Annotated in this window: 15 protein-coding genes; 4 read left to right on the forward strand and 11 right to left on the reverse strand. The window is 72.2% G+C overall.

Translation table 11 applies throughout. From position 1 onward, the window contains the following. Nucleotides 1–2: 2 nt before the first annotated feature. Nucleotides 3–2051 carry a hydantoinase/oxoprolinase family protein gene (locus tag BM041_RS19400; RefSeq protein ID WP_092961553.1) on the forward strand — a complete coding sequence of 683 codons (2049 nt, stop codon included), beginning with the start codon at nt 3–5 and terminating at the stop codon, nt 2049–2051. Between the two features lie 66 nt (nt 2052–2117). On the opposite strand, the gene bcsD is transcribed toward BM041_RS19400, so the two are convergent. The 7 genes from bcsD to BM041_RS19435 form a co-directional block, all read right to left on the reverse strand. Next, the gene (gene bcsD, locus BM041_RS19405; protein WP_175534034.1) at nt 2118–2597 is read right to left on the reverse strand and encodes a cellulose biosynthesis protein BcsD; all 480 of its coding nucleotides are present in this window, start codon (nt 2595–2597) and stop codon (nt 2118–2120) included. 28 nt (nt 2598–2625) lie between these two features. Continuing rightward, a complete protein-coding gene (locus BM041_RS19410; protein WP_092961555.1) occupies nt 2626–6570 on the reverse strand; it encodes a cellulose biosynthesis protein BcsC in 3945 nt (1314 codons plus the stop codon). Further along, nucleotides 6567–11309: a UDP-forming cellulose synthase catalytic subunit gene (bcsA, locus tag BM041_RS19415; protein WP_175534035.1), complete on the reverse strand. Its 4743-nt coding sequence runs from the start codon at nt 11307–11309 to the stop codon at nt 6567–6569. Before bcsA ends, BM041_RS19410 begins: the two co-directional genes overlap by 4 nt. A gap of 77 nt (nt 11310–11386) precedes the next feature. Next, nucleotides 11387–12187 (reverse strand): cellulose synthase operon protein YhjQ/BcsQ, encoded by an 801-nt coding sequence (locus tag BM041_RS19420; protein ID WP_092961557.1) that lies wholly within the window; start codon nt 12185–12187, stop codon nt 11387–11389. A 19-nt stretch (nt 12188–12206) separates the two neighbouring features. Then, nucleotides 12207–13199 (reverse strand): hypothetical protein, encoded by a 993-nt coding sequence (locus BM041_RS19425; RefSeq protein WP_092961558.1) that lies wholly within the window; start codon nt 13197–13199, stop codon nt 12207–12209. Between the two features lie 235 nt (nt 13200–13434). Next, nucleotides 13435–14487, reverse strand: a complete 1053-nt coding sequence (locus tag BM041_RS19430) for a glycosyl hydrolase family 8 (protein WP_092961559.1) — start codon at nt 14485–14487, stop codon at nt 13435–13437. 127 nt (nt 14488–14614) lie between these two features. Beyond that, the gene (locus BM041_RS19435; RefSeq protein ID WP_092961560.1) at nt 14615–16396 is read right to left on the reverse strand and encodes an aminopeptidase P family protein; all 1782 of its coding nucleotides are present in this window, start codon (nt 16394–16396) and stop codon (nt 14615–14617) included. 178 nt (nt 16397–16574) lie between these two features. Between BM041_RS19435 and BM041_RS19440 the strand changes: the two genes are divergently transcribed. Continuing rightward, nucleotides 16575–16973: a DUF1127 domain-containing protein gene (locus BM041_RS19440; protein ID WP_245762165.1), complete on the forward strand. Its 399-nt coding sequence runs from the start codon at nt 16575–16577 to the stop codon at nt 16971–16973. An 82-nt stretch (nt 16974–17055) separates the two neighbouring features. Here BM041_RS19440 and BM041_RS19445 read toward each other — a convergent pair whose 3' ends face one another. From BM041_RS19445 to BM041_RS19455, 3 genes are read right to left on the reverse strand one after another with little or no spacing between them, the layout of a single operon-like run. Further along, the gene (locus BM041_RS19445) at nt 17056–17976 is read right to left on the reverse strand and encodes a 50S ribosomal protein L11 methyltransferase (protein WP_092961561.1); all 921 of its coding nucleotides are present in this window, start codon (nt 17974–17976) and stop codon (nt 17056–17058) included. Further along, nucleotides 17976–20201: an ATP-dependent helicase gene (locus BM041_RS19450; protein ID WP_092961562.1), complete on the reverse strand. Its 2226-nt coding sequence runs from the start codon at nt 20199–20201 to the stop codon at nt 17976–17978. The genes BM041_RS19445 and BM041_RS19450 overlap by 1 nt, the downstream gene beginning before the upstream one ends. After that, complete coding sequence (locus BM041_RS19455; RefSeq protein WP_245762166.1) at nt 20192–20689, reverse strand: pentapeptide repeat-containing protein; 498 nt, start codon at nt 20687–20689, stop codon at nt 20192–20194. Before BM041_RS19455 ends, BM041_RS19450 begins: the two co-directional genes overlap by 10 nt. A gap of 45 nt (nt 20690–20734) precedes the next feature. Between BM041_RS19455 and BM041_RS19460 the strand changes: the two genes are divergently transcribed. Together BM041_RS19460 and BM041_RS19465 are read left to right on the forward strand one after the other, a co-directional pair. Next, on the forward strand, nt 20735–21682 hold the full coding sequence (locus tag BM041_RS19460) for a bile acid:sodium symporter family protein (protein ID WP_245762167.1): 948 nt from the start codon (nt 20735–20737) through the stop codon (nt 21680–21682). Nucleotides 21683–21747: 65 nt separating this feature from the next. Beyond that, on the forward strand, nt 21748–22155 hold the full coding sequence (locus BM041_RS19465; RefSeq protein WP_092961563.1) for a hypothetical protein: 408 nt from the start codon (nt 21748–21750) through the stop codon (nt 22153–22155). 70 nt (nt 22156–22225) lie between these two features. Here BM041_RS19465 and BM041_RS19470 read toward each other — a convergent pair whose 3' ends face one another. Then, nucleotides 22226–23215, reverse strand: coding sequence for a Bug family tripartite tricarboxylate transporter substrate binding protein (locus tag BM041_RS19470; protein ID WP_245762168.1), 990 nt, complete (start codon nt 23213–23215; stop codon nt 22226–22228). Nucleotides 23216–23285: the final 70 nt, after the last annotated feature.

Raw genomic sequence — 23285 nt, forward strand, 5'->3', positions numbered from 1 at the left:
CCATGATGGGTCCCTATCGCATCGGCGTCGATGTCGGCGGCACCTTCACCGATGTCGTCTGCGTGGGCGCGGATGGCGCGACGCTGCTGGCCAAGGCCGCGACCACGCCGGATGACCAGTCCCGCGGCGTGCTGGATGGGCTCGGCGTGCTGGCTTCCATGCTGCACATCACCGTGGCGGAGATGCTGGAGGTGACGGAACGCCTGGTGCACGGCACGACCGTCGCCACCAACGCGCTGCTGGAACGCCGCACGGCGCGCATCGGCATGATCACCACCGAGGGCCATCGCGACATCATCGAGATGCGGGAGGGGCTGAAGCCCGAACGCTACGACCTTCGCCTGCCCGTGCCGGCACCGCTGGTGCCGCGCCGCCTGCGCCTGCCGCTGCGGGAGCGCATCCGCCCCGACGGCACGGTGGAGACGGCGCTGGACCAGGCATCCCTGGATGCCGCCATCGAGACCTTGAAGGCCGAGGGCGTGGCGGGCGTGGCGGTGTGCCTGCTGCATGCCTGGCGCGACCCGGCGCATGAGCAGGCCGCGGGTGCCGCGGTGAGCGCCGCCATGCCGGGCGTCTATGTGACCCTGTCGTCGGACGTGCTGCCGCAGATCAAGGAGTTCGAGCGCTTCTCCACCACCGTGGTGAACGCCGCCGTCGGGCCGATCGTGGCGGGGTATCTCGCGCGGCTGGAGACCAGGCTGACGGAGGCCGGCTTCCACGGGCCGCTCTTCGTCATCCTCTCCCATGGCGGCGTGGCACCGGTGGCGGAAGCCGCGCGGCTGGCGGCGGGCACGGCGCTGTCCGGCCCCGCGGGCGGCGTCGCGGCGGGGCTGGCGCTGGCGCGGGCGGGGCTCGGGGACAACCTCGTCACCTTCGATGTGGGTGGGACCTCCACCGATGTGGCGCTGATCGAGGGGGCGGAGGCCGCGCTCGGGCGTGGCCGCGTGGTGGGAGGGGAGCGCATCGCGCTGGAGAGCCTCGACATCGTGACGCTCGGCGCGGGCGGCGGGTCCATCGCGCATGTGGGCGCGGGGGGCATGATGCGGGTCGGGCCGCGCAGCGCGGGGGCGGTGCCGGGGCCGGCCTGCTATGGCGGCGGCGGGCAGGAACCCGCCGTGACGGATGCGAATCTGGTGCTGGGCTACCTGGACCCCGACCGCTTCCTCGGCGGCGCGCGCAGCCTGGACCGGGCGGCGGCGGAGGCGGCGGTGGACCGGCTGGCGGGGCGGCTCGGGCTGGATCGCATGGCCTGCGCGGCGGGCATCCATGCGTTGGCGAATGTCGCGATGGCGGATGGCATCCGGGTGGCGACCGTCCGCCGGGGCGTCGATCCGCGGGGCTTCACGCTGCTGTCCTTCGGCGGCGCGGCCGGGCTGCATGCCAGTGCGGTGGCGCGGGACCTCGGCATGGGGCGGGTTGCGGTGCCGCTGCTGGCGGCGGGGCTTTCCGCCTGGGGGATGCTGCAGACGGACCTGCGCTACGAGGTGTCCCGGAGTCTGGTCGGCGCAGCGGGGCTGCCGGACGAGCCCTCGATCCGCGCCCTGTTCGCGGCGCTGGAGGCGGCGGCGCGCGCGCGCATGGCGCAATGGATGGCGGGCGATCCGGCCATCCGCCGCAGCGCCGACATGCGCTATGGCGAACAGGTTTTCGAAGTTGGCGTGCCGCTGGATGCGGTCGATTGGCCCGCCGCCGGCCTGCCCGCCGCGCTGGCCGAGGCTTTCCACGCGCGGCATGAGGCGCTGTTCACCTATGCGCTGCGGAGTGAGGAGGTGGTGCTGGTGACGGCGCGCGTGGCGGCGGTGGGCCGCCTGCCCCCCCTGCCCGCGCCGCTGCTGCCGGATGGGCCGCCCGCCGCGCCGGTCACCACGCGCCGCGCCTTCGTGGAGGGCGCGATGGTTGATCTGCCGGTCTTCGCCTTCACCGCGCTCGCCCCCGGCCAGCCCGTGCCCGGCCCCGCGATCGTGGAGAGCGATACGACGACGGTGCTGCTGCTGCCGGGCGATGTCGCCCGTCTGGATGCCCGCGGCTGGCTTGAGGTGATGGTCAACTGAGGACGGTCCAGGGGGGTCTCCCCCCTGGCGGTAGGGGTCCGGGGAAGGTGGCGCCTTCCCCGGGACTCACCCCTTGGCGTAGTGCAGCACCGTCTCCCCCGGCGCGGCGGTCGCGACCACCGCCGCCATCGCCGGGTCGGCGCCGGGCTGTTCGGCCATCCAGCCGCTCCAGAGTCCTTCAAGCACCGCGCCGATCCAGGTGCCTTCCGCATCCGCGCCGGTGCCGATGGACGGGGCCGCCAGGTGGGTGATGACCAGGCGGCGGGCGCCGGTATCGACCGCCAGGCGGCAGAAGCCCCATTCGGCGCCGGCCAGGACCTCATTCACCTGGGCTTCCAGGCCGGACAGCGTGTCGCAATGGCGCAGCGGCAGGGATTCGGCCATGCGCCGGCCGATGATGTGCATCAGGGAGGCGCGTCCGGCCTCATCCAGATGCGCGTCCAGCGTTTCCACCAGGGCGCGCAGGAAGGCGCGCCACTGGGCGGAGACGCCGCGCCGGGCCAGGTAGGCGGCGGTCATGGGGTCCGCCGGGGTGTTCTCACTCATGCCGCCTTGGTCCTGTCCCACGTCCCGGTCAGCGGTCGAAGCGGTAGCGGGCATAGACCAGGCCGCGCGTCTCGCTCCAATCCGCCGCCTGGTCGAAGCGCAGCGCGCCGCCGATGCGCAGCTGCGGCGTCAGCATGTATTCGATGTCGCCGCGCAGGCCGCCTGTCAGGCCGGTCTTGGTCTGGCCGGCATAGAAGGCGTTGATGGAGCTGTCGGCGGCCGCGGCCGATGCCAGCGCGCCCTGGCGGGCGGCATCGTTCGGGAAGACCGCGGTGCGGTCCTCCGTGAAGGTGGTCAGGCCGACTGTCGCGCCGACGCGGTAGGACAGGTCCCCCGACCGGCCGCGATAATCCAGCGGGACGTTGGCGGACATGAAGCTCTGCGGGCTGAAGTAGCCGCCATGGCCCAGCGTGAAGAAGCGCAGGTTCTTGTCATAGGCGAAGTAGACGAGGTCGAGGCCGGTGACGAGTTCCTCGTTGGCGGAGCGCCAGATCGGCGTCTGGAAGCCGGCGCCGGCTTCCATGCGGCTGTTTTCCGCCACGCCGTCGCCGGCGAAGGTGAAGTAGCCGCCGGCGATGTAGAAATTCGTCTCGCCGCTGCTGAATTCGATCTGCGCGCGGCCGCCGGTGCGGACCACGCCGCCCCAGATGGTGCTGGTGACGGGGTCGCGCCGCCCGCCCCAGGACAGCAGCGTGTCCGTCATGGCGCGGCGCTCCGCGGTCAGGCGCAGGCGGACACCGTCGCCGATCTCGGGCGCGATCTCGATCCCGCCGACATAGTTCTCCTGCAGGAAGCCGAGCGGCGTGGTGCCGAGGTCGACTGTGAAGCCCGGCCGCGCATAGGCGACGCCCAGCGCCACGCCGGACTGGCTGGACCCCGTATTGCCGGCCTGCGCCGCCTGCTGGGAGGAGAGCGTGCCGCTCGGCGCCGGCAGGGTGGAGGCGAAGCCGCCATAGCGGCGCATGGAGCCGAGCTGCGGCGACAGGTCCCCGGCATCGAGGCTGACGGCGCTGACGCGGGCCGTCAGCCGCCCGCCAACGCCCGGCATGGCGATGCTGCCTTCCGCGCCGGCATGGCTTTCGTTCAGCTTGTCGATGCCGCCATCGCCGGACCGCACGCGCATGCCGAGGGCCGGGTTGATGCGGGGTGCCGCTTCCTCCCGCACCTCGGCCAGCTGGCGCGTGATCTCGTTCAGCAGCGGGTCGGGCGGCTGGGCGGTCTGGTTCGGCAGCTGCGCCTGGGCGAATTGCAGGCCCGGCATGCCCGGTGACCGTGTGGCCGGCGCCAGGCCCTGGCTCGCCTGCATCATCTGCAACTGGGCGGGCGAGAGGTCCTGGCCGGCCAGGGGGGTGCGGCGGAAGGGGTTCTCATAGCCCGGCACGGCGCGCTGCTGGGGCAGCGTCGCCTGCGGCAGGACGCCGCCGGTGATGATGCTGGGCGGCTGGACGTCCATGCCGATCTGCTGCCGGCGGAGCTGGGCGGCCTGCTGCAAGGCGGTCTGCGCGCGGCGCTGGTCGCCCCAGGCACGGGCGAGGCGTGCTTCCAGCAGCGGGATGCGCGCATCGTTCGGCATCAGCGCGCGGCCTTCGCTGATCAGCGCTTCCGCCTTCCCCCAGTCCCGCGCCGCGATGGCGGCATCGAGGGAGGCGGTGCGGGCATCCGTGTCCCGCGGGTTGCGGGACAGCACGGCATCGGCGATGCGCCCGGCCTGCTCATGGTCCCGCGCGCCCTGGTACAGGCGCGCCAGCGCCAGGTTCGCGGCGGGGTTGGCGGGATCGTTCTGGAGGGTGGGCACCAGCACGTCGAAGGCCGAGGCGCGGTCGCCGCGGGCGGCCAGCTGGTCCGAGGCGCGAATGGAAAGGCCGGAGGCGAGGCCGCTTGCGACGCGGCGCTGTTCGGCGGTCAGCCGGTTGGGGTCGATCTGGGTGGCGCGCTGCGCCGCTTCCTGGTCGAGCCCCGCTTCCATCAGCGCGCCGGCGGCGGCGAGCTGGGTGGCAGGCTGCTGCGCGCGCGCGTTCACGGCATAGAGCCGCGCGGCTTCCTGGGCGCCGCGCGGGTCGTTCATGGCGTTCAGCGCGCGCACCACGGCGGGGCCGACCTCGCCGCTCGGGTCCGGGCGGGACGCCATGGCGAGGAGCTGCTGGCGGGCTTCCTGGCGGCGGCCCTGCGTCGCCAGCGCGGCGGCCGCGGCCACCTGCGCCTGCACCCGCATGGAACCCAGCATCCGCGTCTGGTCCTGGCTGCGGACATTGGCCGGGATGCGTTCCAGCAGCCGCACCGCTTCCGCCGGGCGCGACTGTTCGCTGGCGAAGATGGCGGCGGCGTGGATCGTGTCCGGCGTCGCGCGGCTGGCGACGCTGCCATCGATCAGCGCGCGGGCATCGCCCCCCTGCCCGCTCCGGGCCAGAAGGCGGGCGAGGTCGAGGCGGGGCCAGGGGTTGGACGGGTCGTTCTGCACGGCCGCGCGCAGCAGGGCGGCGGCGGCGGCGGGGTCGTCCGTCCGCTGCGCCTCGGCCCGCAGCGCATCGGCGCGGACCTGCGGCGCCTGGGTGCCGCCGATGCGGCGGAAGACTTCCTCGGCCTCGTTGAACTTGCCCTGGGCCTGCAGCGCATTGGCCAGGCCCGACATGGCCGCGCCGAAATTGCCGCGCCGGGCGAGCGCCGCGCGGTAGCGCTGCTCCGCCAGGCCGGCATTGCCCTGGCGCAGCGCGATGTCGCCCAGCAGTGCCTCGGCATCCGGACGGTCGCCGCCATTGCGCGCGGTGATGCGCGCCAGCAGGGTCTCGGCCTGGGAGAAGTTGCCGGCATCGACCAGGTTGCGCGCGGCCTGGATATCCGGCCCCGGCGCGCCGCCGCCCCCACCCTGCCCGCCCGGGCCGCCGCGCTGGGAGGCGCCCTGGAGCGCCCGTTCCCAGGACGAACGGCGGGAGGGATCGGCCTCCATCGCCGCCATCAGCAGCCGCCGCGCATCGGCCTGGCGGCCCTGGCGCAGGCGGATCAGGCCGAGGCCGCCGAGCCCGTCGGCATCGTTCGGGTCGAGCGCGAGGACGGCGTTGAAATTCTCCTCCGCGTCGCGGAGGCGGTTGCCGTTGAAGTTCCGCCAGCCGGCCACGCGGTTCAGGCCGATATCGTCGGCGGCCACCGGCGGCGGGTTGCGCGCCAGTTCCAGCCGGCGCTGGATCTCGGCATCGTCCGGGAATTGCTGGAGGTAGCCTTCCAGCGGCCGAACCGCCTCCGGCCCCTCGCCCAGCCAGGTCAGGGCCTGGCGCCAGGCGGCGGAGGCGCTCTGCTGGTTGTCGCCCTGGCCGGAGAGGCGGCGGAGCTGCTCGATCCCCTGGGCGCGCGTCTCCTCCCGATAGGTCAGGATCTGCGCATTGGCGAGCTGGATGGCGACGTTGCTGGGGGCGCGCCGGGCCAGCGCGCCGATGCCGTCGCGCGCCTCACGCCAGCCGGCCTCGGTGCCCGCCAGCGTCTGGTAGTATTCGAGGGCGAAGGTATCGGGGATGGGGGCGCCGGCGAAGATCTGGCGGTAGCGTTCCACCGCTTCGGCGTTGCGGCCGGCCTGCGCCAACTGCCGCGCCTGCGCGAGCGCCGCGGCATCGACGGTGGAGGTGCGGACGGCGGCATCGGCCTGCATGGTGCGCGGATCCGCCGGCGCGGCGGCGCGCAGGCGGGCGAGCGCATCCTGCGCCTGGGCGGTGTTGCCGAGCTGGGCCTGCGCCTCCGCGATGCCGGACAGGGCATCGGCGTTGCGCGCATCCACCTGCAGCACGCGTTCCAGGGTGCGGATCACCTGGTCCGGGCGGTTCTGCAGCTTCCAGTAATTCGCCTGGTCCAGCAGCGCGGCCACGCCGCGTTCCTGGGCCAGCGCGGGGCTGAAGGCCGGCGGCGCCACCAGCGACGCGGCGACGAGCGCGGTGCCGAGCAGGCCGGCGCGCAGGCTGCGGGGAGACGGGGGTCGCAGGGACATCATGTCGTGCGGGTCCGGAGGCGGATGGCGGCGCGGCGACGCAGCGCCCAGTAGGCGGGGATGGCGACGATGGCACAGGAGGCGACCAGCAGCAGCAGCAGCAGGTCGGGCCTGGTGGACATGAAATACTGCGGCCAGACATGCGGCGGCAGGGTGCCGACGGTGTAGTGGCCGCCCAGGGAGAAGCTGCTGATCCGGCCGCCGCTGAGGATGGCGAGGTCGCCCTGGATGCGGGGCGATTGCTCCGGGTCGCGCAGCGCGGCCAGCATCATCTCCAGCCCCTGCGGCGTGGTGCCGGTCAGCGCCACCACGGAACGGCCGGAACGCAGCGGGCTTTCGAAGCCCATCATGATGCCGAGGCCATCGCCGGTCGAGGTCAGCAGCGCGGAAGCCTGTTCGCGCGCGATCCGCGGCTCATCGCCCAGGAACAGGTTGCGGAAGCTCTCCATCGTGTCGGGCAGCGCGACGGACAGGCGGTTGCCGTCCAGCTTCACCGGCCCGTCGTCCCGCAGCAGCGTGTTCAGCGCGGGCTGGCGGCCGAGCGTGCCGATCACCAGCAGGTCCCGCGCCGCGACGGCTTCCATGCCGCCGGGGCGGACGACCTCCATCCCCGTGGTGGCGTGGCCGACATGGGAGGCGAGGCGCCCGACCAGGGTCAGGAAGGAGGACAGTTCCACCGTGTTCGGCCGTTCCGGCAGCACCGCGGCGGTTTCGCTGAAATTGGCCATGCGCGTGAAGGGGAAGCCGGAGCCCGCGAAGAAGGCGAGGTTCGGCAGGGTGGTGAAGCGGTAGGCGTCGGTCAGGTCGATCGTGCTGTCGGGATCGATGGAGGCGCGCACATCCGCCGGCACCGCCACACAGTCGCCGCGATGCATCGGCCGCATGTCGAAGCGCAGCTGCAATTCGTTCATGCCGAAGATCAGGTAGGCGGGCAGGCCGAAGCGGGAGCTCTGCCGGTCTGCCTGGCCGATCTGGCGGCTCAGCAGATTGATGGGCCAGGGCGCTTCCGGCGGGCTGAGCGGCAGGCTGCGCAGGTAGATATCGTTCAGCGCGACATCGAGGCGCGATACCGCGACATCCATGATCGGGCCGGGCGGGCTGCGGTAGTGCAGGTCCACCGGCAGCGGACGGCCGCGCCAGGTGTAGAGGTCGGGCGCCGTGCGGAAGGGCAGCGCGATCGGGCCCGGCGCGTAGCCATAGGCCTGCAATTCGCTGGGATCGACCAGTTCGCCGAAGCGCACAGGCCGGTCGCTGCGGATCCAGCGCGGCGCGTCATAGGGCTGGCGCGGCGGCAGCGTGATGGGCTGCACCACCGCGACCTCACCCGCCAGGGCTTCCTTGCTGCCGGCCAGTACCGTGGCGGCCTGCGCGGCTTCAGCCCCGGTGCGGCCACCCACGATCAGCAGCAGGCTGAAGGGGTCGGCGGGATGCGGCACCAGGGCGAGCGTCGGCCCGTCGAAGCGCGGCAGGTTCATCCCCGCGATCTGTTCATTCCCCGCGGCGATCACCACCGTGTTGCCACGCGGCGGCAGCTGGAAGGAGACGGGGAAGCTCGCGCCGCGATAATCCGCCTGCACCGCGAACCAGGAGGCGACGGAGGCCGCCGCCTTCAGCGAATCATTGCCCGCGCCTTCGGAGACGACGACCGGCAGGATCAGCGGCTCCCGCAGCAGGCGGGGATCGAAGAAGGGCTCGGGCAGGCGCGCCAGGTCACGCTGCAGGGGCAGGCGTTCCAGCGTCACCTGGAGGGTCGAGAGGTCGGAGACATTGGCCCAGAGCAGGCCGGAGAGCGGGTCGTTGCACTCCACCGTGTAGCGGCCGGTGAAGCGGAAGTTCAGGCGGTTGAGATCGGCGAAGAAGACCGGGTTGATCGGGAATTCCAGTGGGCCGAAGGCCGGGCGGTTGCGGTCGGGGTTGATGACACCGACGAACTGCTCGTTCAGCGACATCGCGATCTGGCTGTATTCCGGGATCAGCGCCGGGCTGGTCGCGCCCTGGAGGACGAGGCGCGCGGCCGTCACCACCTCATCGCCCCGCACGCCGAACAGCACGCCCTGGAGGTCCGAGGTGCCGCGCATCTGCATCGGCGCGCGCAGGCCGAGCTGGCGGAGCGTCCGCGTCTCGGTGCGGGAGGAGCCGTCGCCAGTGGGGGAGCCGAAGCTGCCCACCATCGGCACGCCGCCGAGGAAGCCGGGCTGCGCCGCGGGCAGCGGCCCGCCGGAGAGCGGCGCGGCGGCCTGGCCGGCGCCCTGGCCCTGCGGGGTGGAGAGCAGGCCGCCACCGAGCGCGGGCGGCGGCGCGGCAAAGCCACCCGAGGTCGGCGCCGGCCCCGCAGCCGGGGCCGCGAAGGGCGAGCCCGCGCCGGGCATCAGAGGCTGCGCGCCGCCCTGGGCCGACGGCGCGCCGAAGGTGCCGACCCCGGGGGATTGCGGCGGCAGGTTGAGCGGCAGGCCCTGCGGCCCGGGCTGCAAGGCGGCGGGCGGCGGCGGGGCGCCGCGCAGGTTGACCTGCGCGGCGGCGATGCCGGGCGCGCCCAGCGCCAGCATCAGCGCGATGGCGGCGGCGCGGCGGATGCTGGATTCGCCGCGTGGGCGGCGCGTGGGGGCGGGCGGTGTCGCATCCTCTCCGGCCACCACCGTGTCGGCGCCTTCCGAACCCGGCGGCGGCACGATGCGCACCGTGGGCTTGGCCCGCTTGCCGCGGCGCACGAAGAAGGAGAACTGGCTGTCGCCACGGAACAGGCCGCCGATCGAGCGGGCAACCTCCGCCAGGCTGCGGAGAGGCTTGTCTTCTCGCACGTCGTCCCAATCCACCCAGGCATCCGCGCGGCCAAGGACGGCGCGGACGATATTGCCTTCGTCATGCAGCGTCTGCGCCGCGAAGCGCACCTGCAGGCGACCTTCGTTCCAGCGGAGGATCTCCGCCGGGATGGCCACCCATTCCGATCCAACATCGAGTTCGAGCGTCACCGCCGCGTCATCCGCGACGCCCTCCGGCCGATCGACCGTCACCGCCGCGCCGCCGAGGGAGAGGTCCATCGTCTCCCCTTCCAGCACGCGGCCATCGGCCAGCACCACATTCGCCGCGACCACGGCGCCGACGCGCGCGCGTTCGCGCACCTGGCGCCTTTCGCGGCCGACGGCGAGGCCGGCGAGCACGACGACGAAGGACAGCAATGCCCAGATGAAGTTCAGCGCGAAGGCCTGGAAATCCAGGCTCTCCACCGGGTTGGTCGTCAGGCCGTAGATGCCGGACAGCAGCCCCGCGATCAGCGCCAGCGTCAGCACCATGTTGGGGCCGACCGCGCGCAGGTCGAAGAAGCCTTCCTGCAGCGTGCCGCCCTTGTCGGTCACGTTGAACTTGCCCTTCTTCGGGTCGAGCAGCGTCGCGAGCATGACGGGGATCAGGTAGAGCGCCAGCACCGTCTCATAGATCTCGGACCAGAAGCTGTGGCGCACATGGCCGGACAGGCGGCTGGTCGCACCGACCGAATGCAGGATGTGCGGGCCGGCATAGGCCAGGATGGCCAGCGGGCTGGCCGCGATGATGCTTTCGCCGAACAGCAGGAAGGCGAGCGGCGCCGTCAGGAAGACGAAGCGCGGCAGCGGGAACAGGAAGTGGAACTGCGACATGAAGTAGCAGCAGCGCTGGGCGAAGCGGAGCCCCTCCGCCGTCATCGGATTCTCGATCCGCAGGATCTGGATCATGCCCCGGCCCCAGCGCATGCGCTGGCCGATATGCAGCATGAGGCGTTCGGTCGCGAGGCCGGCGGCCAGCGGGATGCGGAGATAGGCCGTGCGCCAGCCGCGCCGCTGCATCTTGAGGGAGCAGTGGCAGTCTTCCGTCACCGTCACGGTCGGCACCCCGCCCACTTCCTCCAGCGCCTCGCGCCGGATGACGGCGCAGGAGCCGCAGAAGAAGGCGGCGTTCCAGAGGTCATTCCCCTGCTGCACCAGGCCGTAGAAGAGCAGCCCTTCATTGGGGACGCGCTGGCCGGAGGCCAGGTTCCGCTCGAACGGGTCGGGCGAGTAGAAATGGTGCGGGGTCTGCACCATGGCGAGGTCGCGGTCCCGCAGCAGCCAGCCGACGGTGAGTTGGAGGAAGGCGCGGGTGGCGACGTGGTCGCAATCGAAGATCGCGATGTATTCGCCGGTGGTGTTCTTCAGCGCGGCGTTGATGTTGCCGGCCTTGGCGCCCTTGTTGTCGGCGCGGATGACGTAGTTGCAGCCCACCTGTTCGCAGAAGCGCCGGAATTCGTCGCGCCGCCCGTCATCCAGCAGGAAGACGTTCATCTTGTGGCGCGGCCAGTCCATGGCCAGCGCGCCGTAGATGGCGGGCTTCACCACCTCCAGCGGTTCGTTGTAGCTCGGGATGAAGACGTCGATGGTCGGCCATTCCTCCGGGTCGTCCGGCATCGGGACCGGCTTGCGGTCCAGCGGCCAGATCACCTGGAGATAGGCGAGCAGCATGGTGGAGATGGCATAGACTTCCGCCAGCAGCAGCCCGGTGCCGAGGAAGGTCTGGGAGAAGCTGGTGAATTCCAGCGTGTCCACCAGCCGCCAATGGATGTAGCGGAGCGAGACGAGGACGGAGACGAGGACGATGAAGATCGTCATCCCCCGCCCGGGGATGCGGTCCGCCACTAGGTACAGCAGGAAGCCGGCGACGGCGAGCCAGGCCTGCTGCTCCGCATCCAGCGGCGCGACGATGAACGTCGTTCCGATCAGGGCCGCGAGGACCATGATGGGCAGCGAGATCCACGGGCGGCCCCAGATGCCGCCCCTGAAGGCACGGCCGTGGCGTAGCGCCTGGCCAAAGCTCATCGCGCGCCCCAGCCGAGGCCGAAGCTCTCGGGCGCGTTGGGCAGCGCGGCCTCGATCGCGCGGGCGATGCCGCGGATGTCTTCGGCAGCGCGCGAGTCGGGCGCGATCTCCTGCACCAGCTTCTGCATGGCCAGGGCCTCGGCCAGCGTCTCATCCCGGCTGACGGCGCCGAGCAGGCGCGGGCCGAGGTGGCGGGCCACCGCATCCGCCGCGGCGCGGGAGAGGCGGGAATTCAGGTCGACCTCGTTCAGCACCACGCGCAGTCGCCCGGCGAAGAGCGCCGCCATGGTGCCCGATCCGAGGAAGCGGCCGCTGTCGATATCCGGGATCAGCGCGGCGCTGATCGCTTCCGCCTGCAGCACCGCCACCACCATCGACGCCATGGGCACCAGCACCGCCAGCGCATGGGACGGGCCCGGGGAGGTATCGGCGATCACGGTCAGGCCGGGATCGGCCAGGATGGCGCGCATCGGCGCGGCCAGCAGGTCCGGGTCACGCTCCAGCGCCGCGGCCAGGCCGAGCGCGCCGCGCAGTTCCATCGCGCCATGCGGCAGGACCATCACGCCCGACGGCGTTTCCCGCACGCAGGAACGCCAGTCCGGCCGTCGCGGCAGGTCCGCGGTGAAGCCGCCCATGTCGGTCAGCGGCACGCCGAAATGCAGGCGCAGCGTGTTCTGCGGGTCGAAATCCATCACCAGCACGCGCCTGCCGTCGCGCTGAAGCGCGTCGGCGAGGTTGGCGGCCAGGGTGGTCTTGCCGACGCCGCCCTTGGGAGACGCAAAGCAGATCAGGGGCATGGGCGAAGAAAGCCTCCGGTCAAGTCGTTCGCCGGTCTGCGCGCACGGGGCGGCGCATAGCGGAATAGGCATCAGCGGCGCCGGCGGATCCGGCCGCCAGCAGGCGAAGCAGGTCAGGCAGCGCCATCTCGACCTCCGCCGCCGGCACCAGGGCCGGCTGGGCGCGAAGGGCGGGGATGGCGTAGGGCGGCGGCACGGCGGTGGCGGCATCGCGCCGAGGCGGCATCCCACCCGGCATCCCGCCGGGCATCCCACCGGGCAGGTCCAGCGCCTCGATCAGCGGGAACAGGCTGCGCGGCGAGTCGGCCGGCGCGCCGCCGCCGGTGGACAGGGCCGCGAGCGTGGTCAGCCCGGTGCGAGGCGGCGGCGGCAGCGGCGCCACCATGTCGGCCGCGCGCAGCAGCGTCATGGCCTCCACCCCCGGCCGGCCGGCGGGGACCGGGGCGGGGGGCGCGAAGGTGGGAGCCGCCATGGGGGACGGGATCGGGGACGGCACGGGCGCTTGCACGAGGGCCGGCGCCGCGACGACGGGCGGCGGCGCTTCGGGCGCGGCGGGCGTCCAGCCCGGCGCGGCAGCGGGGGCGATGGGCGAAGCCGTGCCCGGAAGCGGTGCCGCGGGCAGCGGCGGCAGGGCCTGCAAGGGCGGCAGGGGCGGCAATTCGGCGGCCGGCGCCGAAGCGGGGACCGGTGCCGGCGGCGGAGTCCAGGCATGCTCCGCGGGCAGAGGCGGCAGGGGCGGCAGGGCGGGAGCCGCCCAGGAGGGCGGCTGCGGCTCGGCGCGGGCGGGCTGTTCCTGCACCATCTCCTGCGGCGAGTCGGGCCAGCCGGGCGCGGCCGGGGGCGGCCAGGACGGGACGGGCGGCGCGGACCAGGCGGGAGCCGCGGGTTCCGGCCAGGACGGGAGCGGCGGCGCTTCGGCCCAGGCGGCGGGCGCGGGTTCGGCGGGCGGGGGCTGCCAGGCCTCGGCAGGCGGAAGTGCTTGTTCCTGCGGCGTTTCCGCCGCCTGCGTCATCGCGCTGAGCAGCGAATACCCATCCGGCTCAGGCGCGGGTGGCGGCGTCCTGACCGGTTCGTTACCGAAACTACGATATCGGATGGCCGGGGCGCGCAACGCGGCGGCCACCCGTGCCACATCCGTATCCTGCGCCATATGCAATGAACCCCCGATTGCAATGCAACATGCCGTGCCAAGGCCGTTAAGGGAATAGCCAATCCCCGTCTCCAAAGCATCGCCAACTTTTACTCTTTCACGAATCTCTCCAAGCGAGACGCGCGAGGAGGGTCAACACGGCTGAATAATAGTCCCGGGCTTCGTCCACCGTCGGCAGGATCGGAAAAGGCGTCGCCATCGAACCCTGGCGCGCGGTGGCCACCAGCACGATCGCCCGGATGCCCGGGGAGGCCGCGTAGGGGGAGACGCTGTCGGAGGTCAGGTCCGCCCAGGCCGGCAGGCGCGGATGCTGCGGGTCGAGCCAGAAGCGCACCGCGCTGGCCACCGCCGGTTCCCGCCCCAGCCCCGCCCAGGCGAGGTAGAGGGGCACCCGCACCGCATCATAGGAGAAGCGCGCCGGCCAGCCCGGCGCCGGGACAGGCCGCCCGCCCGCGCGCGGCAGCGCCACCCAGTCCGGCGGCAGGCCCCAGCGGCCGAAGCGCGCGCGACGGAGCATGGAGAGCCCATCCGCCGCCAGCCGTAGCCAGAGCGGGTCCGGCACCACCTGCGCCAGCGCCCGCATGGCGGGGAAGGCGTAGTAGGAAGGGTTGAGCACGACATGGTCCCGCTGCTCGAAGCCGGCGGCGCCGGGCAGCAGCACCGTCTCCTCCCCCACCTGGCGCACCAGCAGGCGCAGGATGTCGCGGGCGATCGCCACGCCCTGCGCGCCATAATCGCCATCCGGCCAGCGCTGCGCGGCGCGCAGCAGCGCCCAGGCGATCATCAGGTCGCCATCGGTGGCGTTGTTCGGATCATCCACGAGGCCGCCCGAGCCTTCCGGCCGCCAGCGCCAGGAGGACAGCGCATCGCCGCGCCGCGCCAGCGTCCGCCGCGTCCAGCCCCACATCCGGTCGAAGGCGTCCCGGTCATGCGCCCGCTCGGCGCAGAGCAGGCCCCAGCCCTGCCCTTCGCTATGGGAGATGCCGCCATTGCCGCCATCCACCACCCGTCCGTCCGGCTCCAGGAAGCGCGTGCAGAAGGCCTGCCATTCGGCGGCCTCCAGCGCGCGCAATCCGGCGGCGGCTCCCCCCAGGGCGGGGGCGGCGAGGGTGAGGAGCAGGGTCCGGCGACGGAAAGGGGGGCTTGGCATGGGCTCCAGGGTCGCAGCGGCAGGTGAAGCGGAAGTTGACCGCCTCACTCAACAACTGTTTTCACCGCAACGCCACAAAATACCCGCATAAGTTGTACTTCAAACGATGGCGGCTCGTTCCGCCCCGTCACGCCAGCGGGGCGCAGGCCGCCGCGAGCCAGGCCCGGTCGCCATCGTCCAGCAGCGGGCCGATCTCCGCCAGGACCCGGGCGTGATAGGCATCGACCTGCGCGCGCTCCGCCGGCGCCAGCAGCGGCAGGGCCACCAGGCGCCGGTCATAGGGGGCGAGGGTCAGCGTCTCGAACCGCAGGAAGGGCTTGACCTGGCCGGTCAGGGACGGCGCGGGCTGGACGAGGAGCAGGTTCTCGATCCGGATGCCGTAGGCGCCGGGCAGGTAGAAGCCCGGTTCGTTGGACAGCACCATGCCGGGCGCCAGCGGCACCGGCTTCGCGGCGCGGCTGATGCCGGCCGGGCCCTCATGCACCGCCAGGAAACTGCCGACGCCATGGCCGGTGCCATGGTCGTAGTCGAGGCCCGCGAGCCAGAGAGGCCGGCGCGCCAGCGCATCCAGGTGCGGGCCGGCGATGCCTTCGGGGAAGCGCAGCGCGGAGAGCGCCAGATGGCCCTGCAGCACCCTTGTATAGCGTTCGCACAGCTCCGCCGGCGGATCGCCCGGGCCGGTCCAGAGGGTGCGGGTGACGTCCGTGGTGCCGTCCCGGTACTGCGCGCCGCTGTCGATCAGATAGGCCTCGTCGGGCCGGATCGCGCGGTCGGTCGCGGGGGTGGCGCGGTAATGGATGATGGCACCGTGCTCCCCGGCGCCGCTGATGGCGGGGAAGCTTTCCGCCACGAAATGCGCGCCCTCCGCCCGCAGGGCCAGCAGGCGGGCGGCGGCGGACATCTCCGTCAGCCCGCCGCCCGGCGCGGCCTGCGCGAACCAGGCCAGGAAGCGGGCCAGCGCCACGGCATCCCGGCGATGGGCGGCCCGCGCGCCATCCTGTTCCACCGCGTTCTTCCGGGCGCGCGGCAGGCGGCAGGGGTCCTCCCCCGCTTCCGGCGTGGCGCCGGCTTCGCGCAGCGCCTGGCCGAACCAGGCGGGGGTCACGTCCGGGTCCAGACGGACCCTGCGGCCGGCCAGCCCGGCCAGATGGTCCCGCAGGCTGCCGGGCGGGTGCAGCGCCACGGCGTTGCCGAGATGGTCGCGCAGCGACGCATCGGCGCGGGCGGGATCGAGGAAGAGGTCCACCGCCCCCGTCGCATCCAGGATCGCGACGGCGAGCGCCAGCGGCGTATGGGCCAGGTCGCTGCCCCGGATGTTCAGCAGCCAGGCGACCGAATGGGCATCGGCCAGCACCGCGGCGCCCTGCCCCGCCGCGCCGAGGCTGGCGGCGGCTTGCGCCCGCTTCGCCGCGGCCTCCTCCCCCGCGAAGGCGATGGGGTGGGGGATGGCAGGGGCGGCGGGCGGGGCGGGCCGGTCGGTCCAGATGGCATCCAGCGGATTGGCCGCCAGCGGGACGAGGGTGACACCGGCCTGGGCGAGGCGATCCAGCGCCGATTCCGGGTGCAGCCAGGGATCGTAGCCGATGCGCGCCGCCGGTGCCTCCGCCTTCAGGACGCTGGCGGGGGGCTGGTCGATCAGATGGCGGAATTCCCAGAGGCCGGCATCGACCTCCTGCCGCGCCTGGGTGGTGTAGCGGCCATCGATGAACAGGAAGGCGCGGTCCTTCAGGACCAGGGCGAGGCCGGCGGAGCCGGTGAATCCCGTCAGCCAGGCCAGGCGCTCCGCCGAGGCGGGGACGTATTCGCCGAGGAAGGCATCGGCGCGCGGGACCAGCAGGCCATCGACGCCGATTGCGTCGAACCGGGCGCGGAGGGCGGCGAGGCGGGTGTGGGGGGCGGGTTGCGTCACGGGATGTGTTACCGAAGCTCTAACGTTGAAACATGTGTCCACAGATTCTCATGCGCTTGGCGCATGGCTCGGCTGTTGCCTCACCGCATCACCTGTGGCGCGCAAACACCTATGTTGCACCTGCGAAGCGCGGCCGGGGACAGAACCTTCCCGGCCACGCACCACAACAGAGGTCATCATGAACGCCCGCATCCCCGAGGAACAGGTTGGCCTGTTCCCCCACGCCGCCACCACCCGCATGACGCGCGAGACCGAGCTCGAAGCCATCCGCTTCGCCGCCATGCGCGCGCGGGACGAGGCCATCGCCGCCGGCGTGCGGAAGCTTTTCTCCGCCATCGGCCACGGCCTGATTTCCGCCGCCGAGGCCGTCCGCGCCTGGCCGGAACGTCGCCGGACCTATGAGAACCTGCGCGCCCTGACGGACCGCGAGCTGGCCGATATCGGCCTGACCCGCAGCGATATCACCCGCGTCTTCGAGCCCGGCTTCAGCGCAAGCCAGCCGCGCCCGGCGAACGGCCTGGCGCCGCGCCCTGCCAACGGCAACGTCGCCCTGGCCGGCAAGGCGATCGCCGCCTGAGTTACCCACCGGGGACCCCGGCGGGTCCCCGGGCGGAAGCACGGGGCCGGTTTCCGCAAGGAAGCCGGCCTCGCTGCATGATTCAGCGCCGGCGCAGCACCAGCGTCGTCCAGGCGCCCTGCGGCAGCATCCGTTCCAGCACCATGCCGCGCCGCCGATGCGCCGCCAGCACCATCCGCGCCTGGGTGCCGAGCAGCCCCGCCAGGATGGCCGTGCCCCCCGGCGCCAGGCCGACCGACATGGCGCAGGCCATGGAACAGAGCGGCCGCGCCAGGATGTTGGCGAAGACCACATCGTAACGCCGCCCGGCCTTCACATGCCGGTCCCGCCAGCCATCGGCCAGGCGTGCGCGAACCAGACGACCAACGCCATTCATCCGGGCATTGTCATGCGCCACCCGGACCGACCAGGGTTCGATATCGGTCGCCAGCACGGGCCGCTTCAGCCGCTTCGCCGCCGCCATGGCCAGGATGCCCGACCCGGTGCCGAGGTCGAGCAGCCGCCGCTTCGGCCGCCGGTCCCGCGCCACCTTCTCGAAGGCGATCAGGCAGCCGCGGGTCGAATTGTGCTCGCCCGAGCCGAAGGCGATGCCGGCATCCAAGGTCAGCACGGTGCGGCCATAGAGGCGCCGCGGCGCCACATGGGTCGGCCGCACCAGCACATCGCCGCCGATCGGCATTTCCTCGAACGAGGACAGCGTGCGGGCGAGCCAGCCCTCGGCCTCCACGGGCGCCACCTGCAGCGCGGGCTGCTCGATCCCGGCCATCAGGGCGGCCAGCGCCAGGGCGCCGGCGAATTCGCCATCCGGCGAGCCCTGCGGGCGCACGCCCTCCACCCGCCAGGTATCGGTGGGGTCGTCCTTGAACAGGGCGACGGAGCGGCAATGCGTCAGGAAGGCCGATTCGAAGGCCGGCACCGCATCCTCCGGCAGGCCGTCCATCCAGATGGATTCCAGCGGATCGGCGCGCCGGTCCCGCTGCATCGAATAGGTATCACGCACCATCAGACGTCGCCTGCCTTCTGCACGAACCGGTCCAGCACACGCTTTTCCCCGGCATGGTCGAATTCGATGTCGAGGCGATCATCCTGCACCGCGACGACGGTGCCGTAGCCGAATTTCTGGTGGAACACCCGCTCCCCCTTCGCGATTCCCGATGCGGGGGCAGGGCGTTCCTTCACCTCCCAGGGACCGGCCTCGATCACGCGCGGGCGGCGGGCCATAAGGCCCTGCTGGCCCATGAATACCGATGGCGTGTCCGCCATCCGGTGCTGGCGCATCTGGGAAGCGCCCTCGCGCTGGATGGCGTCGGCCGGCAATTCATCGAGGAAGCGCGACGGCAGCGACGACGTCCAGTTGCCGTAGATGCGGCGATTGGCGGCGTGGCTGATGACGGCGGTCTTCCGGGCGCGGGTGATGCCGACATAGGCCAGGCGCCGTTCCTCCTCCAGCGACTTCTCGCCCCCCTCATCCATGCTGCGCTGGGAGGGAAACAGCCCTTCCTCCCAGCCCGGCAGGAAGACGGTGTCGAATTCCAACCCCTTGGCGGCGTGCAGCGTCATCAGCTGGATGCGCTCCTGCTCCGCGTTCTCATCCGTCTCCATGACCAGCGCGACATGGTCGAGGAAGCCGGCGAGCGACGGGTAGTCCCCCATCGCGCGGATCAGTTCCTTGAGGTTGTCGAGCCGTCCCGGCGCTTCCGGGCTGCGGTCGAGCTTCCACATTTCGGTGTAGCCGCTTTCGTCCAGCACCGTCGCGGCGGCCACGACATGGCCTTCCTTCTCATTCACCGCGCGCCAGCGGGCGAAGCCGCGCATGAGTTCGCGCAAAGCCGTGCGGGGCTTGGGCTTCAGCGCATCCGTCTCCGCGATGCGTTCCGCCGCCACGGAGAGCGGGATGGCCTGCGCGCGGGCCAATTCATGGATGGCGCGCAGCCCGCTATCGCCAAGCCCGCGCTTGGGCGTGTTCACGATGCGCTCGAAGGCCAGGTCGTCCGCGGGCTGCTGGACGATGCGGAGATAGGCCATGGCGTCGCGGATCTCCGCGCGCTCGTAGAATTTCAGCCCGCCGACGACGCGGTAGGGCAGGCCGAGGGTGATGAGGCGTTCCTCGAAGCTGCGCGTCTGGAAGCCGGCGCGCACCAGGATGGCGATTTCCGAGAGCGGGTGGCCGGACCGGCGCGCGGCCTCGATCCGGTCGCCGACCATGCGCGCCTCATCCTCGCTGTCCCAGAGCGACACCACGCGCACCTTGTCGCCGGAGGCATCGTTGCGGCCGGATCGCAGCGTCTTGCCGAGGCGCCCTGTGTTGCGCGCGATCAGCCCCGCGGCGGCCGCCAGGATGGGCTTGGTGGAGCGGTAGTTGGATTCCAGCCGCACGATGCGGGCGCCGGGAAAATCCTTCTCAAACCGAAGAATATTCTCGATCTCCGCGCCGCGCCAGGAATAGATCGACTGGTCATCGTCGCCGACGCAGCAGATGTTCCGGCGGTTGGGGTCCTCATGCTGGGCGAGGAGGCGGAGCCAGAGATACTGGACCAGGTTGGTGTCCTGGTATTCGTCCACCAGGATGTAGCGGAAGCTGCGATGGTAATCCGCCAGCACGTCGGGGCGCGTGCGCAGGATTTCCGTGACATGCAGCAGCAGGTCGCCGAAATCGGCGGCGTTCAGTTCCAGCAGGCGCCGCTGGTAGGCCGCATAGATCTCGCTGGCGCGATTGTTGGCGAAATCGCTGTCCTCGGCGGCCGTGATGCGCGAAGGCGTCAGGCCGCGATCCTTCCAGCGCTGGATCACCGCCATCATCCCCGGCGCGGGCCAGCGCTTGCTGTCGATATTGGCCGCCGCCATCACCTGCTTCAGCAGGCGCATCTGGTCATCGGCATCGAGGATGGTGAAGTTGGTGCGCAGCCCGATGAGTTCGGCATGCCGCCGCAGCATCCGGGCGCAGAGCGCGTGGAAGGTGCCAAGCCAAAGGCCCTCCACCGGGCGGCCGATGATGGCGGCGACCCTCTCCCGCATCTCCTTCGCGGCCTTGTTGGTGAAGGTGACGGACAGCACCTCCCACGGCCTGGCCTTGCCGGTCATCAGCAGATGGGCGAAGCGCGTGGTCAGCACGCGGGTCTTGCCCGTGCCCGCGCCGGCCAGCACCAGCAGGGGCCCGTCCAGGGCTTCCACCGCCTCCCGCTGCTCCGGGTTCAGGCGGGTGATGTAGTCGGGCGCGGTTACTGACATGTGCCGACGCTCCCCGCCGCGCAGAGGCGCTGGCCATCCGTCCATCGCGCGCCATCCAGGATGGCGCCGGAGAAATCGGCGCCGGTCAAATCGGCACCCGTGAGGTCCGCACCCGTGAGATCCGCGCGGAACAGGCGGGCGCGGCGGAGGTCGGCGCGCACCAGCACCGCGCCGCGCATGATGGCGCGGGTGAAATCGGCCTCTCGCAGCACCGCTTCCGTCAAATCGGCGCCGGTCAGGTCCGCCGACAGGAAGCGCCCATCGGTGGCGTCCACCCCGACCATCTTCGCCTGCGCCAGCTTCGCCCGCTGCAGCGAGGAATCGCGGAGATGCCCGCGGCTGAGATCGACGCCGGTCAGGTCCCGCCCATCCAGCAGGCAGCGCCGCCACACGACCTCCGGCGCGGCCGGGGAGGTGCAGGCCGCGAAGGCCGGGACCGCGAACAGCAACGCGGCGGTGACGAGGACGGGGAGATGACGGGATCGCACGCCTTGGATATAGAACACGGAGCGAACAACTCCAACCGCCAGGCCTTGCGCAACCTTCTCGCCCCCTTCGAATGGTCGGCCCGGCATGGCGGTGCGCTGCTGGGCTTCGGCGTCTTCGCCGGCGTGATCTTCCCGCCGCTGGCCAGCGCGACGCGCGACCTCGTCTCCCCCGGCGTCTTCTGCCTGATGACGCTGGTGCTGCTGCGCGTCGATTTCGTGCAGGTGCTGGGCTACCTTCGCCGGCCGCTGATGGTGGCCGGGCTGCTGGTGTGGCTGCTGCTGGCCTGCCCGCTGATCGTCTTCGCCATCACCCGGCTGATCGGGCTGGACGGGCCGCTGGGTGCCGCGGTCGTGATCATGGCGACGGGCTGTGCTGCCACCTCCTCCCCCGCCTTCGCGCGCCTGGTGGGGCTGGATGGGGAGATCGCGCTGGTGGTGTCGGTGCTGTCCACCCTGCTGGTGCCCTTCATCGCGCCGCCCCTGGCACTCGGGCTGCTGGGGATCGACCTGGCCATCTCGCTCTCCGCCCTGATGACCCGGCTGGCGCTGGTGGTGGGGCTGCCGCTGGTGCTGTCCATGATCATCCGGCGGCTGGCGGGGCCGGCGCGGCTGGAACGCACGGGACGCGCGGTGGATGGCGCGGTGGTGCTGCTTGTCGTGCTCTACGGCTTCGGCGTGATGGACGGCATGCAGGCGAAGATCCTGGCGGAACCGCTCTGGGTCGCGGGCGGCATCGCGCTGGCCTTCGCGGGGAATTTCGGGCTGAACATCCTGACGGCACTCGCCATGCGGCCGGTGGCGGGGACGCGCATCGCGCTGTCGGCCGGGCTGCTGTCGGGCAACCGGAACATGGCGCTCTACATCGCCGTGCTGCCGGCGGCGACGGATCCGCGCATCCTGCTGTTCTTCGCGCTCTGCCAGTTTCCCCTGTTCCTGAGCCCCTTCCTGCTGCGCCCGGTCTATGAGGCGCTGCGGGCGCGCGGGGTGCGCTGAGGGCGGTTCCCAGGCGCGGCCGGGCGGGTCTAGGCTTCCCCCAATACCGAGGAAGCAAGCAGCGCATGACCTGGCCGAACCCCGCCCGCCCCGGCGAACCCGCCGACGCCAACCGGCCCTGGCACTGGGTCGCCCGCACCGACGATGCCGGCCGCGCGCCGCTGCCCATCGGCTGGAACGGGGCGATGCGGGCCTGGATGGTCTGGGACGGCAGCAGCGTTTCCGCCGCCGAGGCCGCGCAACGCTTCACCTATCTCGGCCCCTGCCTGACACCCGAGGAGACGGCGGCCGCCATGGCGGCGAAGGCGCAGGCGTCCGAACCCCGGGGGCTGGCGGCGCTGGCCGCTTCCGCGGAGCCGACCCCGCCGCCGGCGATGATCTACAAGAAGGACGCGGTGCGGGTGCACCTGCTGATCTTCGCGGGGACGCTGATCGCGACGCTGTTCCTGGCGGAGAAGGTGGTTCGCTGGTGAGTCGCGGGGAAGGCGCTGCCTTCCCCCGACCCCATCCGCCAGGGCCGAGACGGCCCTGGACCGTCTTCAGCTACCCTGCATTCTGGGGCTGGACGCCAGCCGCCCGCGCCGCAGCGCCCCACTTCTCCAGCTCGGCCTGCACGAAGGTCCGGGTATCGTCGGGGTTGGAGACCACGACCTCCGCACCCAGCGTGCGATGCCGCGCCACCACATCGGGACGCTGCACGGCGGCGGTGATCTCCCGGTGCAGGCGATCCAGCACCGGCGGGGGCAGGTTGGCCGGGCCCATCACCATGCCCCAGGTCGAAGCCTCGAACCCCGCCACGCTCTCCCCCAAGGTCGGCACATCGGACAGCTGCGGCGCGCGGGTCGCGCCGGTGGTGGCCAGCGCCTTCAGCGTGCCCGCCTGGATATGCGGCAGCGCGGCCGGGACCGTGTCGAACATGATGTCGACGCGCCCGGCGATCAGGTCCGGATGCGCCTGGGTCGATCCGCGATAGGGCACATAGGTCATCTCGATGCCCGTGCGCTGGCCGAACAGCACCGGGGCCAGGCGCACCACGCCGCCCGTGCCGGCGAAGGTCACATGCCCGGCCGGGTTGCGCTTGGCATGCGCCACCAGCTCCGCCGGCGTGGAGGCCACGAAATTCCGGGCGGCGCAGAGCACCAGCGGCGTCCGCGTGGTCAGGGTGATGAAGGTGAAGTCCCGCATCGTGTCATAGGGCAGCCGGTAGAAGGCCGCGTTCACGGGATGGCCCACGGAAACCAGCGCCAGGGTGTGCCCATCGGCGGGCGACCGCGCCACGGCCTCCGTCCCGATCACGCCATCGGCGCCGGCCCGGTTCTCCACCGGCACCGCCACGCCCATGGCAGCGGACATGGGGTCCGCGATCAGCCGGGCCGTGATGTCGGAGACGCCGCCCGGCGTATAGGGCACGACGATGCGGACGGGGCGGGACGGAAAGGCCTGGGCGCGCGCGGCGCGGCTGCCGAGGGCCAGGATGGGGACAGCCAGGGCGGGCGCGGCCAGCAAAGCCGCGCGGCGGGTGATCAGGGTCATGGGCGCTTCCTCCTCCGGTCTCACGCCGGTCCAGCCATGCTGGACCCGGCGGGAAACCAGGGGAAGGCCG

Source organism: Falsiroseomonas stagni DSM 19981 (genome assembly GCF_900114315.1).
Classification (GTDB): Bacteria; Pseudomonadota; Alphaproteobacteria; order Acetobacterales; family Acetobacteraceae; genus Falsiroseomonas; species Falsiroseomonas stagni.

What these genes read in the sequence shown, in the direction of transcription:
- BM041_RS19400 (WP_092961553.1), top strand. Translation starts at nt 3, where the DNA reads ATGATGGGTCCCTATCGCATCGGCGTCGATGTCGGCGGCACCTTCACC.
- bcsD (WP_175534034.1), bottom strand. Translation starts at nt 2,597, where the DNA reads ATGAGTGAGAACACCCCGGCGGACCCCATGACCGCCGCCTACCTGGCC.
- BM041_RS19410 (WP_092961555.1), bottom strand. Translation starts at nt 6,570, where the DNA reads ATGATGTCCCTGCGACCCCCGTCTCCCCGCAGCCTGCGCGCCGGCCTG.
- bcsA (WP_175534035.1), bottom strand. Translation starts at nt 11,309, where the DNA reads ATGGTCCTCGCGGCCCTGATCGGAACGACGTTCATCGTCGCGCCGCTG.
- BM041_RS19420 (WP_092961557.1), bottom strand. Translation starts at nt 12,187, where the DNA reads ATGCCCCTGATCTGCTTTGCGTCTCCCAAGGGCGGCGTCGGCAAGACC.
- BM041_RS19425 (WP_092961558.1), bottom strand. Translation starts at nt 13,199, where the DNA reads ATGACGCAGGCGGCGGAAACGCCGCAGGAACAAGCACTTCCGCCTGCC.
- BM041_RS19430 (WP_092961559.1), bottom strand. Translation starts at nt 14,487, where the DNA reads ATGCCAAGCCCCCCTTTCCGTCGCCGGACCCTGCTCCTCACCCTCGCC.
- BM041_RS19440 (WP_245762165.1), top strand. Translation starts at nt 16,575, where the DNA reads ATGAACGCCCGCATCCCCGAGGAACAGGTTGGCCTGTTCCCCCACGCC.
- BM041_RS19445 (WP_092961561.1), bottom strand. Translation starts at nt 17,976, where the DNA reads ATGGTGCGTGATACCTATTCGATGCAGCGGGACCGGCGCGCCGATCCG.
- BM041_RS19450 (WP_092961562.1), bottom strand. Translation starts at nt 20,201, where the DNA reads ATGTCAGTAACCGCGCCCGACTACATCACCCGCCTGAACCCGGAGCAG.
- BM041_RS19465 (WP_092961563.1), top strand. Translation starts at nt 21,748, where the DNA reads ATGACCTGGCCGAACCCCGCCCGCCCCGGCGAACCCGCCGACGCCAAC.
- BM041_RS19470 (WP_245762168.1), bottom strand. Translation starts at nt 23,215, where the DNA reads ATGACCCTGATCACCCGCCGCGCGGCTTTGCTGGCCGCGCCCGCCCTG.